11 protein-coding genes and 1 pseudogene are annotated in these 18,135 nt (G+C 38.6%); 5 read left to right on the top strand and 7 right to left on the bottom strand.

Annotated features, from left to right (window positions below; all coding sequences use genetic code 11):
* Nucleotides 1-265: 265 nt before the first annotated feature.
* Complete coding sequence (locus BP861_RS01850; protein WP_292371998.1) at nt 266-2,275, bottom strand: MASE3 domain-containing protein; 2,010 nt, start codon at nt 2,273-2,275, stop codon at nt 266-268.
* Between the two features lie 355 nt (nt 2,276-2,630).
* Here BP861_RS01850 and BP861_RS01855 point away from each other — a divergent pair, with 355 nt between their 5' ends.
* Together BP861_RS01855 and BP861_RS01860 are read left to right on the top strand one after the other, a co-directional pair.
* Complete coding sequence (locus tag BP861_RS01855; protein ID WP_292372000.1) at nt 2,631-3,287, top strand: phosphoribosyltransferase; 657 nt, start codon at nt 2,631-2,633, stop codon at nt 3,285-3,287.
* 60 nt (nt 3,288-3,347) lie between these two features.
* On the top strand, nt 3,348-4,028 hold the full coding sequence (locus BP861_RS01860) for a dienelactone hydrolase family protein (RefSeq protein ID WP_292372002.1): 681 nt from the start codon (nt 3,348-3,350) through the stop codon (nt 4,026-4,028).
* A gap of 164 nt (nt 4,029-4,192) precedes the next feature.
* On the opposite strand, the gene BP861_RS01865 is transcribed toward BP861_RS01860, so the two are convergent.
* The 4 genes from BP861_RS01865 to BP861_RS01880 form a co-directional block, all read right to left on the bottom strand.
* A complete protein-coding gene (locus BP861_RS01865; RefSeq protein ID WP_292372004.1) occupies nt 4,193-4,954 on the bottom strand; it encodes a hypothetical protein in 762 nt (253 codons plus the stop codon).
* Between the two features lie 29 nt (nt 4,955-4,983).
* The gene (locus BP861_RS01870; protein WP_292372006.1) at nt 4,984-6,891 is read right to left on the bottom strand and encodes a glycosyltransferase; all 1,908 of its coding nucleotides are present in this window, start codon (nt 6,889-6,891) and stop codon (nt 4,984-4,986) included.
* Nucleotides 6,892-7,435: 544 nt separating this feature from the next.
* On the bottom strand, nt 7,436-8,311 hold the full coding sequence (locus tag BP861_RS01875) for a hypothetical protein (protein WP_292372008.1): 876 nt from the start codon (nt 8,309-8,311) through the stop codon (nt 7,436-7,438).
* Between the two features lie 1,739 nt (nt 8,312-10,050).
* Nucleotides 10,051-11,598 carry an FAD-dependent oxidoreductase gene (locus tag BP861_RS01880; RefSeq protein WP_292372010.1) on the bottom strand — a complete coding sequence of 516 codons (1,548 nt, stop codon included), beginning with the start codon at nt 11,596-11,598 and terminating at the stop codon, nt 10,051-10,053.
* A gap of 385 nt (nt 11,599-11,983) precedes the next feature.
* On the opposite strand from BP861_RS01880, the gene BP861_RS01885 reads away from it, so the two are divergent.
* Nucleotides 11,984-13,219, top strand: a complete 1,236-nt coding sequence (locus tag BP861_RS01885) for an AAA family ATPase (protein ID WP_292372012.1) — start codon at nt 11,984-11,986, stop codon at nt 13,217-13,219.
* 282 nt (nt 13,220-13,501) lie between these two features.
* Here BP861_RS01885 and BP861_RS01890 read toward each other — a convergent pair whose 3' ends face one another.
* A complete protein-coding gene (locus tag BP861_RS01890) occupies nt 13,502-13,909 on the bottom strand; it encodes a DUF1699 family protein (RefSeq protein ID WP_292372014.1) in 408 nt (135 codons plus the stop codon).
* Between the two features lie 665 nt (nt 13,910-14,574).
* On the opposite strand from BP861_RS01890, the gene BP861_RS01895 reads away from it, so the two are divergent.
* Nucleotides 14,575-15,435 carry a NosD domain-containing protein gene (locus BP861_RS01895; protein ID WP_292372015.1) on the top strand — a complete coding sequence of 287 codons (861 nt, stop codon included), beginning with the start codon at nt 14,575-14,577 and terminating at the stop codon, nt 15,433-15,435.
* A 545-nt stretch (nt 15,436-15,980) separates the two neighbouring features.
* On the top strand, nt 15,981-16,478 hold the full coding sequence (locus BP861_RS01900; RefSeq protein ID WP_292372017.1) for an inorganic diphosphatase: 498 nt from the start codon (nt 15,981-15,983) through the stop codon (nt 16,476-16,478).
* Nucleotides 16,479-16,696: 218 nt separating this feature from the next.
* Here BP861_RS01900 and BP861_RS01905 read toward each other — a convergent pair.
* Nucleotides 16,697-17,971, bottom strand: a pseudogene (locus BP861_RS01905) (NRAMP family divalent metal transporter).
* Nucleotides 17,972-18,135 lie beyond the last annotated feature (164 nt).

The following is an 18,135-nucleotide window of genomic DNA, read 5'->3' on the forward strand; positions in this document are numbered from 1 at the left end:
AATACAGCAGCACAGACGATATGCTTCCCTAAGTATACCGATCCGAGCAGGATTATCAATAACCTCCAGGCAATTCTTTACTTGTCCATACCCAACTCACTTCCTAACTCCAGAATATACTAATAACGTAAATTATTTTAAATTAATTATTCAAAAAATTGCCTATAAACAAAAAATATTTTGGCGTAAAAAGTTTCAAGCGCCTGACAAAATTCCTTGTTTAATTACAGTAGTGAGAGATAAATATTTTATAGCGTTTGATTAGTCAATTAGATTTCATACTTTCAGTTTCGCCAAACAGAATAGTGAGTTTCGTCCCTTTAGTTCTATCAAGCTTAATATATCCATCGATTTGTTCAACAAGGATAGTTACAAGCTGAAGCCCAAGCGAATCGGAATTTAGAAAATCTATTTCCTCAGGAATGCCCTTTCCGTTATCTGATACTGTCAACACGAAAGGCAGATTCTCATATTCCTCTGATCTCTCTTTTATGTCAGAATTTTCTGTTGAGATCAAGTATGCAGCATGATGAAGCTTTATACTTATTTCTCCTCCTTTTCCGGAAGGAAAAGCGTGCTTAAGAGAGTTTGAAACCAGTTCGTTGACAATTATCCCAAGTGGAATTGCAGTGTCCATTTCCAGATTAATCTCTTCAAGTTCCAGTTTAAGGCTAATATTTCCATTCTTTACTGTATATGAACTGAAAAGATCCGAAGTCAGCTTCTGAAGGTAAGCTGCAAAATTAATTGTGTCAACACTTTTGCCCTCGTAAAGTTCTTCATGAATTAGAGCCATAGAAATGACCCTATTCTGGCTTTCCCTGAAAGCCTCAAGCGTTTTTTCATCAGTAAATTTCTCAGCTTCAAGGCTGAGCAGTGAGGAGATTACTTGCAGGTTATTTTTGATTCTGTGATGAATTTCTTTTATACGAGTTTCCTGCATTTTTAATAGAGTTTCTTCTGCAAGTTTACGTTTGGTAATGTCACGAACAAAACCCTGTACTCTTTTTGGTTTTCCGGATCGCTTTGGAGTTTTTTGAAGAATTTCCCGAACCCATTTTATTTCTCCATCTTTTCTCCGTATCCTATATTCAAGTTCTGAAGAAATGTCCAGATCAAACATCACTTTTCTCATATTCTTGAGAAATAAAGACTGATCTATGGGCATGACAATTCCAGTCCAAGTTATATTCCCAGAAAGAAAGTCTTCTTTAGTGTAACCTGTGATTTGTTCTACAGCTCCGTCCATTAATACAGGTACGAAGTTCTCATCAAGCAGAAAATTTATAGTACCTTCAATATTCTGCAAGAATGGACGATAACCTTTTCCATAAATTTCCAGATTATCAGCTATGGGCTCGCTTTCCAATTCATCCATTTTTACGCCAAGCATTCTGTAAATATGACCCTGGTCATCCTGAAGGAAAATTGTCTCCTGCCTCAAAGCCTCTTCACTCTGTTTAAGTTCCCTTAAAAGAAGGCTGAAAGGATCTTCAAATCCAGTCTCAACTATTGCCTTGTAGATCAGGTAAAATGATATCACTTTGAAATAGTGTCCTACAATGTCTAACAACCACAGATTTGGATAAGAGTTTAAGCTTAGCTCTCCCAGAATTGTGAGGATTATAGATATCACAAGTAATCTAAATACATGAATTTCAAATTGATCTTTTTTAGTATACAGTGCAATTAGCGAGCACAGAAGAATAAAACAAATCAAATACTCGCTCATAATTTTAAAAGAAGTGAACCCTGAGCCTTCAATATAGCAATCAGGAAAATTCCTGAAAACAAAAATAGAGAGCAGATAAATTATAGTAATTCCTGCATACCCAATGAAGACTTTCCAGGCGAACCGAGTTCCCTCTGTGAATTTACTATTTGATTCCCTATTGGCTGTACTGTAATCTATTAAAAGCAGCGGAGCTAACAGGAAAGAAAAGCTTTCCATGTATCTTGCAGCGATCCAGAACTGCATATTCATATTTAAATCAATTCTAGGAAATACACCCATCCCGTGATAAGAAAGTGTATATAGAAGATCCAGAGTCCCGATAAAAAAATAGGCAATCCCCAAAAATACAAGGTATCTATTTTCAAGGCCAGCTTTTGATTTCCACACTATAAGGAATATTACATATGCGACATATACACTGAAAAGCTCGACTAGGGTGTGAAAAAGAAGGTAGTTACTGAGACTGACTAAATAAAGGATACTAATTATGGCTGCCCAGAGTATGACCTCATATGGCTCGACTAATGCTCTCTTCTTCACGACTTTCAGCGCATGCCCCCCAGTTAAAAGTCAGTTCTCGTAATATCTTAAAGAATATTGGCTTCGTATAAAAATTATGTTAAACTACACATGAAACAAGATTGAATTTAAGATGTAAATGAAATTTAACTTAGGTACCATTTTCTACTACATAACGGGTAAGTAGCTAGAAAAATAAAATAAACGTTTTCAAATTATTCCTTATTTCGAGGATCTATTTTGAGAAAGAAAAATTGCATGTTATATTAAACTTAAATTTTTATACCATATATGTTTAAGGGTTTAAACATAGATATTATAAATTGATACTGATTATTTTTCAATAAATCCAGTTCGATGGGGGTCGAGAGGACAAATGGCACTTTATAAAGATCGAGTGGATGCCGGAAAAAAGCTGGCAAAAGAGCTTTCGAAATATGCGAACCGTTCAGATGTATTGATACTTGCGCTCCCGCGTGGTGGGGTTCCAGTGGCATTTGAAGTTGCAAAGGAACTGAATGTAAAAATGGATGTGTTTATAGTACGGAAACTGGGAGTGCCAGGAAATGAAGAACTGGCAATGGGAGCTATTTCTTCTGACAATATCCGTGTGCTAAATGAAGATGTTGTCAGATCTTTTCAGATACCTGAACGGGTAATTAATATGGTAGCTGAGAATGAGCTCAGAGAGCTTGAACGCAGGGAACGAGCTTACCGTGGAGATAGACCTAAGCCTGAAATCAGCGGTTCAACTGTGATTTTAATAGATGACGGGCTTGCCACAGGTGCAACAATGCGTGCAGCTGCAGCTGCCCTTAAGATTAAGAATCCGGCGAAAATAGTTGTTGCAGTGCCCACTGGTGCACCTGATACCTGTGAGCTTTTCAGAAGGGAAGTAGACGAAGTAATATGTGTGGCAACACCTGAACCTTTTTATGGGGTTGGAGCCTGGTACGGGAATTTCAGTCAAACCACTGACGAAGAAGTCTGCGACCTTCTTAATAAGGCAAGAGCTCTTCCAGCAAGACAATAAATCAGTTTAATATTTTTCACATTTAGTCCTACAATGAATAAAAACCTTTGGAGGGTTAGCATGAGACAATTATCAAGTAAAGGTAAAAGCAGTAGTGAAATCCAGATTCCAATTAATTCTATTACACTTGAAGGAAACCTCACAATTCCTGAAGGAGCAAAAGGAATTGTTGTTTTTGCACACGGCAGTGGGAGTAGCCGTTTCAGCTCTCGGAATCGATATGTTGCACAAGAACTTCAAAAAGAAAGCCTAGGAACACTCTTATTTGATCTCTTGACAGCAGAGGAAGAGAGAATTGACATGGTAACGGCCCACCTCAGGTTTGATATTGACCTGCTTGCAAAGCGGCTTGTTGACGTAACAAACTGGCTATTAAGCAATCCTGACACTAAAAAACTCAGTATCGGTTATTTTGGCGCCAGTACGGGAGCTGCAGCCGCACTCATAGCTGCAAAAGAGCACGCGAATGTTATAAAGGCGGTTGTTTCCAGAGGAGGAAGGCCCGATCTGGCTGAAAAAGCCCTGCCGGATATAAAGGCACCAACACTGCTTATTGTAGGTGGAGAAGATTATCAAGTAATAGAAATGAATCAATGGGCATTAGACAGATTGAAGGCAGAACAGAAAGAACTTAAGATTGTTCCCGGAGCAACCCATCTTTTTGAAGAACCGGGCACGCTAGAAGAAGTAGCAAATCTGGCTGGAGAGTGGTTTAAAAAATATCTTATGGAAGAGAAATAATAAGCAAATACAGACTGTTAAGCATTATATTCAACAAAATTAGTTCTAAATTAGTTTTCAACAAATAGTTTTATTTTTTTACAATTTATAGAAAATGAAATTATAATCTATGAAATGAAAGCTTTCTCGTGATTCATCAGTTTAAAAAACCCGAGCGTTTTACCTTATTGAAAATGTGTTACATGAAAGATGTACTTTGTATTTGGAGCTGCATCTACAATACGTTCATAAGACGCGGTTGGTGGAGTATTTGAAGGATAACCAGTGTATATTCCTACCGATGTATAGCGACCAGCAAGTTCTCCATATTTTGCCATGAGTTTATCTTGAGTAGCTCTCTCGCCATCATATAGAATAACAAGATCTTTTTTATCATCAGGGAAATAGGTATAGTCTTCAAAACTGGTCAGGAAGAGTTTAAATTTAGGGTTATAGCTTTGAATCTGTGTTAACCAGAGATCACGTTCCTCGTTGCTGGCATGATTAGGGTTTCCTGTTAATTTCCACTCCATATCAATATTTACGCCTATGACACTTTTATGATGACCATATCTTGAGAGTACAATATCGATTAAATCAGCTACATCAGCCTCATTAGGTTGAATTGAAAGAATCACCTTCAGTCCATCTCTATCGAACCTATCCAGATAAGGCTCAACTTTGTCAGTCTGATTGTAACTGTAAATCTTTCCATTTTTTTCAAAAGGAAAAGGCACATATGTGAGTTTATTTTCATGTGCCTGAGCAACGACCAGATCAACTACTGCAGATTCACCTCCAAACTTTCTCGCAGCTTCAGACCAGTCTTCAGCAGGCTTCGAAAAATTGCAATTATTCCAGACTCCCTGAAAACATTCTGGTCGTGGAGGAGTAACTGACGCTAAATAAAACAGAATTATGAGAAAAATTAAGAGTATCGAGCCCAATAAAATGTATATCCTGATATCTCTCTTAATTATCTCACCTCAATAGTCCGTGGACCAAATTGTATTTTCAACCCTCTCCCTGTTAGATAGCACAGGTAAAGGTAACTGATCATTACAACTTTAATTGTTGAATAAACCAACACATAAGGAATCAGCATTGGCAGTAGTTTTTTATCTCTGGAAAAAAGTGAAGCAGTGAATACGATGAATAGCAGTACAGGAAAGATAGAGTATGAGAGCCCACGCAGAGATATCAGCAAGAGATTATCGTACTGAAGAAGCAAATAGGGTAGGAACATGATCAGAATAATGGAACAAATTCCAATTATATAACCCAAGTAATTGAGTACCATCCATGCGTTCCTCATTGCCCAGTGTCTATGAAGCCGCCATACCTGAAGATTACCATACCACCACCGTTTCCTTTGCTTATACCATGCTCGAAACGTTTCAGGTGCATTCGTGTAAACTTTGGCTTTTGGTTCTTGAATAATTTTCATGGATTTTTTAAGGGCTTTTATCGTAAAATCTGCATCCTCAACAATTGTCTCGTCACTGAAGTGAACAGATTCACATACCTCGCGCTTGACAGCAGTGAGCGGGCCAGGACAAACAAGAATACTGCCGCTCAAACCCTGAAGGTAACGGGTTATCTCCTGTTCTATAAGATATTCAATCATCTGGAAGTACTTTATAATTCGCTTTTTTCCCTGACTATTATGGATAAAAACATTTCCTGCTATCATCTGTGCGTCATTATTGGCTATGAGACATTCTACTAACGAACTTACTGCATTGGCTGACATGTAAGAGTCTGAGTCCGTAAAAATCAGAATATCTCCTTTTGTATCCTTAATTGCTCGATTGAGAGCATTTGCCTTTCCTATGTTTGCCTTAAGATTGATAAATTTTACAGGATATTTTAAAACGATCTCTGCAGTTCGATCAGTGGAACCATCATTTACAACTATTACTTCCATTTTACCTTTATAATCCTGATTAAGAATAGACTCAAGACATGAACCTATCGTTTTTTCCTCGTTATATGCTGGGACGACGATGGAAACAAGTCCATGATATTCAGGATTCTGAATATTCGCAGATCGATAGCGGTTTTGATTCCTTTTTATGCTCCATCCGGATAATGACTTCCATATGACAAAAAATGAAAGTGGTAACAATGAAGTTATGATAAAGAACCAGAAGTATATTCCAATAATTTTGTTGACTTCAATATTTTCGATAACAGGATCGCTACCTTTCCATGTTCCCACAGGAATAACTGCAAGTACAACCCTTCCCACAGATTTATATTGTGTCATCTGAGTTATGCCGTTGATTACTCCTTTTGGGGTGTTCACCTCGACATCATCCATTCTGACTGTTATGTTTGTATCATTTGTAGATGACAGGTAGTTAATAAGAAACTGATTCACATATGGATTCCAATCCATTGCATGGAGAACAATAGTCTGAGGATGATCTTCCTTGATTTTTACAGATGCCTCCTGGAATCTAGGATCATCAAAGCTTTGCATTGTACGCCAATTCCATGTATATTCATATATGTAAGTTCCATTTGTTTTCATGGGTGGCAGGCTTGTTGCAACTTGAGTGCTTTCTATTGCCTGTCTCACAGATGGGTCTTTCGGTACTCCGTAGATTTCAAAAGGGGAGATGAATACTCTAGGAATAAGTCCGGCTTTTTCAAAGACCAACTTCCCTTTCTGAACATCTTCTTTTGCCTGAGAAGGCGTAAGAATGGAATAGTTTTCATGTTCCCATCCGTGAATTCCCATAATAACTCCCTTATTCTGTGCGTCTCTCAGTGTATTGAGAAGTTCCGGCTCATCCAAAATAGTTATTTTTCCGAATGTAGCATCGTTTAAGTGATCGACTTCTGTACAAAGGAATACTCCAATAAGAAGGGTAATCAATATAGCCAAAAATAATGAGACAAGTGGTATTCTTTTTTTAAAAATTAATTTGTTAAATAAATCAGGGAACTTTTTCTCGCTCATCCATACCTCCTTTTGAGTAAACCTGACATTGGGTTGACTTACCAGGTAATTTTCTTGAGATTTTAAAATCTGCAAGCTGTTTAGTGCTCACCCCTGATCCCCTTAAGAAAAGCCCAATACTTGACTGAGTTATATAATCAAGCAAAACAAACGAAGTTGAATATATTTCTCTTTATATTAATCAAAAATATAAAATAAATAGGTTTTGAAGTATTTGTTCTGAAAAATTGTTCTGAAAAATAGTTTCTTAGAGCAATAAAAGGAGCGATTATACGGAAATCTGTTGGTGATTTCATCCTAGAAAGACTCTTGTTTATTGGTGGAATAAGATAGTAGAAGCCAAAACAATATTAAAAGATAGTAGAAAAACAATATTAATAAAAATTAGCGGGAGATATTCCGCAAAGGAAAAATGAGAGGTAAATCGGATTCTCACAAGAGTATACTTCGATCCACCTCATCAGTCATCTATTGCGTGCAGAATATACTTCGTATTTGGGGCTGCATCTATAATATTTTCGTGAGATGCTGTTCGTGGAGTGTTTGAGGAATATCCTGTATATATTCCGACCGAGGTGTAATGGCTCGCAAGATCTTTGTATTCTTTCAGGATTTCATTCTGATTACCCTCACCATCGTACAGGATAACAAGATCTTTTGTGTCATCAGGGAAATAAGTATAATCTTCAAAATTTGTTAGGAAAAGTTTATACTCAGGATTATAACCTTGAATCTTGGTCAACCAGAGATCACGTTCCTTGTTGCTTGCATGATTAGAGTTTCCTGTTAATTTCCACTCCATATCAATATTTACGCCTATGACACTTTTATGATGACCATATCTCGAGAGTATGATATCGATCAAATCAGCTACGTCAGCCCCATTAGGCTGAATTGAAAGAATAACTTTCAAGCCCTCTTCGTCGAATCTATCGAGGTAAGGCTCCACTTTATCAGTCTGACCATCGCTGTAGATGTATCCTTTATTTTCAAAAGGAAATGGCAAATATGCGAGTTTATTTGCATGCGCTTGAGTAACTACCAGGTCAACCACACCATTTTCACCTCCAAATTCCTGGGCGGATTCAGACCAGTCTCCAGAGGGCTTTGAAAAATCACAATTATTCCAGACACCTTTCAAAGGTTCATTCGCCAATGTCATGTCGTTTGTCGATGCTTCATTATTTGTAAATATTGCACTTTTTGCTTCGGCATTCTTTTGAGTGACATGACCAGTTGCTGTAGTCTTGTTAACGGAGGAACTTAACGCAGCCGGCACGGTTGTTAAAATAAGGCATGTCACCAGGAGTAGGGTTCCTAGTTGTCTTTTTAGCATCGTATCACCTTTGGGTTGGGTTTTTAGAATTTGAGTAAATTCAAAATATTGGGGAAGTTGTATGTTTTTCCCAAAGCTGATACGGTTGTTAAATAAGGTTTCCACTAGGAATAGGGATCCTAATTCTTGTTTTAGCATTGTATCATCTTTGGGTTGGATTCTTATAGGGACTTAAGTGAAATCAAAACATATACAGTAAAGGTACTTTTTCCCAAATATTTCTCAAAATTCCATATTACGTACTCATAATACTTACTTTTCCGAACTAATCTAATCAGGTAGGGATTTTAGAATTCTTCAACAGAACTCCCTGATCAGGTAGGTACTATACGGGTTTTAAGATTCCTATTACATCTGTGTAATATTTTTCGAACCTGTCCAATCGGTTCTCTGCAATTTAATGGGTGGACACGTTACACATAGAGTCTCCACTCTCCAATCACTATAGGGATTAGTCACTGGAGGTGTTCGGAAACTAGAAGTTTTGGCTTCTACAAATCAAAACTTATTACTGACCAAAGGATAACATCCTTCTGGTCAATACTTTCTATTAATTACGGCCTTTAGCCAGATCAACTCTCTTTTTTTAAAAGATTTCATTCATTATTGTTGAATTCCTGAGTTGACACTTCTGGTTAAGTGATCCTATTATAAAATATTTTTGGCACTTTGTTAAGTAAATTTAGACTGTTTGTGATTATTTTTGTTGCCACATATTATTGAGAGATAAGAATGCAGGATTTTGAAGGAACTAATGTGTGAATTGAGAGAGCTCAAATTTCAGAAAAAGATTTCAGCTACACTCCATGTTTAATTATATGAAAAAAGTTAATAATCTACATAAATAACTTCTTTGACTATAATTTATATCCTTATTGATAACTTGGATAATATTGATACTTTACCTGCCTATTCGTTGGATCTAAGTACGTGGATTATCAGAAAAACGAGAAGAATAATTCAATAAGCTTTAATAAGTGTTAATAGGGCTCTCCCAAATCAAATTGCGTGCGGTCCACCCTAAAGGAGGAGGTATGCTTCGGGCCGCCCGCCCGGTTTCTGGGGAATAATTAAGTATCCATTTACAAGATTCTCCTAATGCAGAGTTGCATTACTAGTTTCTGTAACCGTGAAACTAAGAAACTTCACTTTACAAAGAAGCAACAGTACATAGATTTAAAAGAAACCAAAAGGAGGCGAGAGTTCATTTCATCCCCGACCTAAAGGGCAGGGCTAAAGGACAGGGCATTCGTGATCCTTCGCCCTCCCAATGTAATAAAAAAGGACAGTGTGAAAAATCAGGATAAGCCCGGAGGCATTACATCCATTTGCTGTATCTTCTGTTACAGCCCTTCGAATGTTATTGCTTCTACAAGCAACTGGTTCAAAGGAAGAGCACTAACCTCCAGGCAACTCTTTTAGGGAATTCTTCTGTTAATTTTGGTGGTACCAAACCTCATTTTCCAACTCCAATATATACAAAGAGCATAAATTATTTTAAATTAATTATACAAAAAATTCTTTTAAATCAAAAAGTACTTTGGCATGAAATTTTTTAAAGCTGATATACAATATATACGAAAAGAAAAATAAAGAATTTACTTTCTTTGTCGTAAGATTATTGTTTCTTATAACTCATAACTGTACAATGAACTGAATATATTGTCGATATCCTTCTTTACATATATTTGATCCGAGTCGTGGGATTTTCTTCCTTTCTTGTCCTAGTCTCTCCACCGTTATTTTTGACCCTTTACCTTCTTCTCAAAAAGCCCATAAACTGCAGGACTCTTAATTACTTCTCCCTTTGCATTATAACGAGAACCATGACACGGACAGTCCCAAGTCTTTTCTGCATTATTCCAGGAAACGATACATCCCATGTGCCTGCAGGAAGGGTCAAGAGTGTGGAGCACCCCTGCTTTGTCTCTGTATGCTGCAACTTTTTCGCCTTCGATTTTGACAATTGCACCTTCTCCAGGTGAAATTTGCGAAGCTTTTTCGTGAACAGGGATGACTCGATCTCCCACAAGACCTTTAGTTGCTTCAGCCGCCTGCGAAAAGAAGGATTTAGCCGATTCAAGAGGCTTGAATCGTGAAGGGTTATAGACTTCTCCCCAGGGGTTAGACTGTCCAAGGATCATATCTGTAAGAATCATCGCTGCAACCGTGCCTGTGGTCATTCCCCATTTCCTGAATCCTGTTGCAATAAACAGGTTTTCGTTGTCTGAGGTTAATAGGCCAATATAGGGAACGTGGTCAACAGTCATGACATCCTGGGTCGACCAATGGTAATCGATGGAATTGACCGAGTAGACTGACCGAACCCATTTCTCAAGATTTTTATAATGGTCAATTTCGTTCCCCTCTCCGGTCCTGTGTCCTTCTCCTGATACAAGTACGAGTTCACCTTCCCCGACAGGCTGGGAACGCAGGGATCTGACAGGTTTCTCGGCATTAATGAACATTCCCTGGGGAAAAGACTCTTCGATACGAACTCCAAGCACATATGAACGAGACTGATAAAGGCGCTGGAACAACATTCCTGGTTTATCGTGAATTGGGAAATGGGTTGCCTGGATAACTTTTTGTGCTTTAATAATTCCCTTATCTGTCGTTATAGTTATAGGTCCATCCCCTTCAAGCTTCAATGCCCTTGTTTTTTCAAAAATATGGCATCCATCTCCCTCGATCTCCCTTGCAAGGGCACAGAGATATTTTCTGGGATGAAACTGCGCCTGATTGCTGAAACGGACTGCACCGTAGGTATCAAAAGGCAGCGGCAGGTCAGCTTTAAACGAAGCCGGAAGCCCAAGGCTTTGAGCTGCATCGACCTCTTTTTGGATAATTTCAACCGAGTCTTCAGTGCCGGCATAAACGTAAGCTGGCTTACGGACAAAGTCACAGGCTATGTCTTTTGAACTTACGATAGAAGCTATCTTTTCTAGAGCTGCCTGATTGGATTCTGCGTACTGCTGCGCCTGATGTTTTCCGAATTTTGAAATCAGGCGATCATAGATCAGGCTGTGCTGGGAGGTAACTTTCGCGGTAGTACGACCTGTTACCCCTGTAATAATTCGATCCGCTTCAATAACGGCTACCGACGGTACCCCTGCTTCCTTTAAAAGGTAGGCTGTTGTAATCCCTACCATCCCGCCCCCTAAAATTGCCACATCCACGCGAATGTCTCCGGAAAGAGGAGGATAGCTGGATTCAGGTGTAGTTGCCATCCAGTAAGATTCTGCCCTTCCAGGCAGGATATAATCGGTTTCCTTGTGGTTTGTCATATCCTTCACCATAAAAATGAGGAGGAGCCCCGCGTCCCTGAGTCTTTCTTACAGCCATGTCCGTTAAGCAGCAGACTCCGGGAATTAGCTTGAATTCTTAACCCTTATCCACGATTCTCCCCTGGTTTTCCCTTTATTTCCCTATTTCCCTGTATCTGTTTGAGAATAGATTCCATAAAATTATCCAATTAAATATTATAAAAATTAATAGTAATATTAACTCAGGTACCATTAGTTGTAGGCAGAAATCAAAACAGGAACTAAAACCGGAAGATCAAAAATCAAATTCAAGAATCAGGAATTAACCAGGAATAAGGAGTGGCAATTAATCAAGAGTCAAAACTGAAAACCTGAAAATATTTACTATAGGTACTTTGAGATATATTTGGTATCGAGGTATGATATGAGGTATCTGGTATTTTTAAGAGGAATACCTGGCTCCGGCAAATCAACTTTTGTCAGGGAAAATAACCTTGAGCCTTACACCATTTCTTCAGACAGCGTCCGGCTGCTCCTCAAGCCGCCTGTACTCTCTGTTACCGGAAGACCTGCAATCTCTCAAAAAATCAATCGGCGGGTCTGGGGGCTTATATATTCTATAATAAAATGCCGTATGGAAGATGGGGATTTCACAGTTATCGATGCGACAAATGCCGGAAATGCAGATATTGCGAAGTACAGGAAGCTTGTCAGAACTTACAGGTATACGGCTATCTGTATTGATTTTTCCGATATTCCCCTTGAGATTGCAAAGGAGAGAAACAGAAAAAGGCCTGAATACGAGATTGTGCCTGAAACTGTAATCGACGAATTGTACTCCATAATAAACAGGCAAAAAGTGCCGTCATTTGTTACGGTAATAAAGCCACAAAAATTTTATGAAAAACTTCGATACAAACCTGCTGACTTTTCCCACTACAGAAAAATTCATCACATCGGAGATATAGCTGGAAATTATACGGCTCTTATGCAATATTTTGCATGCGGGCTGAACGACAATGACCTATATATCTTCCTGGGAGATTACACAGGCAGAGAAGTTGAAAGGGCTGAAAATATTGGAAATCCTGAAAATCCTGAGATTATTAAGTTTTTACTCTCCATTATGTGCAGAGAAAATGTGATCCTGCTCGAAGGAGACCATGAAAGAAATTTTCGCAGGCTGGAAGAAGGCGAAAAACAAACCCAGATCTCCGAGTTTGCAGATACTCGGTATTATTTGCCAGAAATAGAGCAGGCAGGCATTACAAGAAATTGTGTTCTCAATTTATATAAGAAATTAAAGCCATGTATTTATTATAAATTTGGTAACAGGTATGTGCTCGTAACTCACGGGGGCCTGAGCAGCCTTCCTGAAAATCTGGTTTTTGTCGGGGCCGAGCAAATGATTAACGGTGTAGGCGAGCCCGAAGATGCATATATGGTTGCTGCAAATTTTAACAAAAACACAAATGAGAATACTTACCAAGTTCATGGCCATAGAAATCCTGAAAATCTTCCCATCGAAAACGGCAGAACATTCAATTTGTGTTCTGAAAAAGAAGGTTTCCTGAGAATTGTCACACTTAACAGATACGGATTCCATAGTCAGGAAATCAAGATTCAAAAGCTTACTTTTTGAACATATAGAAAAGCCAAAGATTTAAAGACTCATTGAAAATTTCAACAAAAGATGAAACGTTGAAGTGATAAAAAGGTGAATGCCCCTGTAAGATTCCCTAAAGTGGGAAGAATACAGACTAAATTTAAATCAGAGAACTTTACAGGGCTTCTGTAATGGAAAACTTAAATTGGAGATCAGAGAGTAAACGTAAGTTCTTGAAAGGCTTTAAACCTTTCAGACTGTTTTTGAGTACGGTCAAATCTCCAGTGAAGAGTTTAAAGGCATGTTATCTGTACGAACTCAGGCAGAAGCTTCCTTATTCATGATATAAGCAACCATTTCAGGATTGATTTTGCTCTCTCTTGAAATCTTTGCTTCAATATCTTCATTGGATTTGCCTTCGAGTTTCATTTCTTTTATTCTCTCAATAACTGAGGATGGAACAATGTAATATTCGTTAATGTCCTTCCTGTGACCCCAGACATCTCCTTCGATAAGCTGGATTTTTTGCATTTCAAGGAACATTTCTATGGATTTTGAGATTGTGCCCATATAGGATTTCGGTAACTGGATTACATCGATCTTCGGGCATGTTTCAACTAATCCAAAAACATCCTTGTTCGAAGGCCTGAAAGCTAGGTGAACAATGCGTTCATTAGGATTTAATGTAAATATTTCTTCTCTTGAGCTAACGACTCTAATTTTCATGTTTTTCCCCCACTATGAAATTTTTTACGTTTTTATATAGATATAAGCTACTTTCACTGACTATAAATATTTATCTTACAGTCCGGGTATTTTTTTGACAGTCATCTGGCTCTCTTGCTCCCGGAATTTTCTGAGATTAAACGAAAGGATTAGACAACTGAAAGAATAGTTTAGATTTAAGGGTTGAAAGAAGCGAGCTAAAAGATTTGTTGAGTTCCAAAGGTCAAAGATACAAAATAAGGACGTTTGTGACTAAATAAACGCTTAAGGCCTTAGAAAACATAATGGTATTGTATTTAGATAGATAGGTAAAATTATATATAAATTAGAATCTTATAGGCTCTGGATATCATATAGTTTGAAAAGCTTCAAACATTTATCTTCATAGATAAATGTTGAAGCTTTGATAAGAACTTAATATAGTTTAAAAAAGGAGCTTTTGAAGAAGCTTTTGGTTATTAATTACTTGATAATGGTTAACTCTTGATAGTTCTTATTTGAGAATCAATTAGACTTGATGATAAAGTAAGTTCTTGACGGTTGTTAATTAAAGCGACTTAATCAAGTAATTTCCTTGATACCAAGGAGCTTTATAAAAAAGGAACTTTATCGGGGCTTTTATCTTGCTGAAAATAAAAAAAGTTATGTTGGTGGTATTAGCAGTATTGATTTCACTTCAAGCTATCACTGGCAGTGCTTCTGCTGGAACTATGTATGTTGAGCCTGGAGACTCAATTCAAACGGCAGTAGATAACTCGCATCGTGGGGATACGATAATTGTAAACCCAGGAACGTATGATGGAGACATAGATATTTCGACTGCAAATTTAACTATAATGTCAAGCAGTCCATGTGAAGCAATAATTGAAGCTGAAAACAATGCATTTAATATTTACGAAAGTAATGTTACAATAAAAAACTTTAATATAAGAGGGCCAGGGAAATCCTCAGGTACCTGTTTTTCATTTAGCCGTAATGAAGATACAAACGGCTCTTTTAACTGCAAAGTTGAAAATAATACAATATCTAATTTTAGTATTGGTGCAGATATTGGCTTTTATATGTATAGCGGAGGTGAATCTATTCTCAACAATGAGATTTCCAACTGCGAAACAGGAATATATGCCTTTGATCTCATGTTTGGAGCTCTGAATGTTAGTGGGAATAAGATTACAAGCTGTGACAATGGACTATATCTTATTGATGCTCCATGTGTCATTACTAATAATCATTTTAACAATACAGTAAACGTAAACGCCTCCGATATAACTGGAAATGTCTGCAACACTACGGAAACAGTTGGAGAAAATGTTGTAGGGGGCCCTTGTTTGGGTGGTAACTGCTGGGCAACACCCTCAGGCGACGGTTTCTCACAGACCCATTGCGATAATAACGGAGACGGTTTCGCAGATGAACCTTATAAGTTAGAAGGTTGTGATAATTATGTTGATTATCTGCCTCTTATACCGTCGAATACCTCGGTTGTTGCTTCTTCGGAATCTTCTGCCCAGGAAGAGCAGCCTTGAAAGCGTGATTTACCGATAAAAACATCAATAATCCAACTTTATGGAAAACTAAAGGGTATAAAAAGTAACTGTAAAACTACGTGAGTATATTACAGTTAAAAAGAAGTTATCACAGTTAAAAAGAAGTAAAATACTAAGCTAAAAACAAATATAGAAGGCTAAGTCTAAGGTAAGAGAGTAACATATTAAAAGGAGTACAGAAGACTCATTTTATCTAAAGCTTTCTTACCTATATTTATAATAAAGGTAAGATTTGTGACGTACCTTGCCTTATTTTTTGAGCAATTCTGTTTTATCCATTAAAATTACTATCATTTTGCAATTTTGACAAATTTAGATTTTATTTTCTTAAAATTAAGCAGAAGGATAGAAGAATACCTCAAACTTATTTTATCAGTCTCTCATTTCCATATCAAGAAAACTAAGCACATGAGTCATGTTTTAATATTATAACCCTGTCAGGACTCATAATCTATGAGTGCATAAATAGTTGCAAGCACTACAAGAGGTTTATTAATAAACAAAAATAAGCAGGAAGTGATGGTATGACGGAACGACAGACTGAAAGTGTACTTATCGAGATTCCGAAAGGAAGCCGGAACAAGTATGAATATGATAAAGAAAAGAAAGTGATTAAATTCGACAGAATGCTTTATTCTTCAATGGTATATCCCTGTGATTATGGTTTTTTCCCTGACACTCTAGCTCTTGATGGTGATCCTTTGGATGCCATGGTTTTAACATGGGAACCTACATTTCCGGGATGTATGATAGATGTGCATATTGTCGCATTATTTGATATGGAAGACGATAAAGGAAGAGATCAGAAAATCCTCTGTGTTCCAAAGAGTGACCCACTCTGGAATTATATAGTTGCAGTTGACCAGGTTCCGCCTCATCTATTCAGAGAAATTACTCACTTCTTCCAAACGTATAAGACTTTAGAGGGAAAACATGTGAATGTTTTTGGCTGGAAAGGCTTCGAAACGGCCATCACCATACTCCAGGAAGCAAAATCTCGATATATTGAACAAAAGAAATAATAGAACTAGGAGTAGATTTAAAACTGCATCGTGAGAGTGGCTGCTCAATCTGCGAATCAGCTGATTGACATTGAAGATTAGCCTGCCCTAAATAAAAGGGCGATATTCTGATAGAATGCCAACCCCGAATCTCAGGAAGATTCGTGAAAAAATCACTGCCCTGTTGCTAAATTAATGATGAGAGCCGCCCCGGTAAGGGTCATGATTAACACGATCATTCATCCCAGGAAATTACTTGATCTCGAGTTGACGAACTGGCCCATGATATCTTTCCTGTTTGCGATCATTATTACCAGCGCCATCAGTGGCGGAGCAATCAAGCCGTTCAACGCGGCCGTGTAATAGAGGGCAGTTATCGGGTCGATCCCGAACCAGTTAAGAGACATGCCGATCAGTGTAGATGTTGCAATTAATGCATAGAACCCAGGGGCTCTTCTGGGCTTTTTGCCGAGTCCCTCCATTATCCCGGCTGTCTCAGCGACGGCATATGCCGATGCTCCGGCCAGTACCGGAACCGCAAGAAGCCCCGTGCCAATAATCCCTGCCGCGAAGAGCAAATAGGCGAGGTCGCCAGCTAGTGGCCTCAGTGCTTCGGCTGCCTGTGATGCGGTCTGGATTGTGGTGATCCCGCTAGCATGCAGGGTGGCGGCCGTGGTGACAATAATGAAGAACATAATGATCTGGGAGAAGAACATACCGCCGACCGTGTCCCAATCCATCTCGACAACGCCTCGCCGAGTTACACAGGGTTTTCCTATGTTCGTGTCGGAGATCTGGCCGTTCACTTTTTTCTCCTCGACCTCCTGCGATGCCTGCCAGAAGAACAGGTACGGAGAAATTGTCGTGCCCAGAACCGCGACGATATTGAGCAGATAGTCAGCCGATGGCTCGAGATGCGGAACTAATGTGGCGTGAAGAACCATCCCCCAATCCAATCTGACGACAAGAGCTGCCAAGACATAAGAAAAGAGGGTTAATGCCAGATACTTAAGTATCTTCGAGTAAGTTCTGTAAGGGACGAAGACCTCAAGGATGATAATAGATCCCTTAATGAGGATCAACTAGAAAAGAAATGGCGGCCCAATCAGCATTTGCGCTGAGGAGGCCATAGCCACGAGATCCGCGCCGATGTTAATAGTGTTCGCGATTACGAGCAGCAAGACAGTTACATACAGCACCCGCCTCGAGTAATGCTCTAAGATAACGCCTGCAAGACCCTTTCCCGTCACCATCCAGATTCTGCCGCACATCCTCTGAATGATAATCATGAATAGAGCGGTGAACCAGACAAGCCAGAGCTGCCCGTATCCGAAGATCGCACCTGTCTGCGAATAGGTTGCGATACCGGAGGGATCGTCGTCGGCCGCACCGGTAATGAATCCGGGGCCTATCTTCCCGAGCAACCATTTCAGGGTCTTAAAAGGCCGTACGTCCATGCTCCCCTTATTTTGCCGTATTGGTGGCGATGCGGGTTGTGTAAAGTTGATTATCATATTTTCCTGCGATGATGAAAACAGGCATAAGGACAATATGAGCGTTTAACGATAGTTTATTCTTAATAATATAATTAAAATAATATTATATTAAAGGTACTCTTTGGATGTCTTACTATACAGATTATATTCTAATCCTCCAAAGGAATCCAAAAGGAAAAAAA

Origin of the sequence: Methanosarcina sp. UBA411, from assembly GCF_002495725.1 — an archaeon.
Classification (GTDB): Archaea; Halobacteriota; Methanosarcinia; order Methanosarcinales; family Methanosarcinaceae; genus Methanosarcina.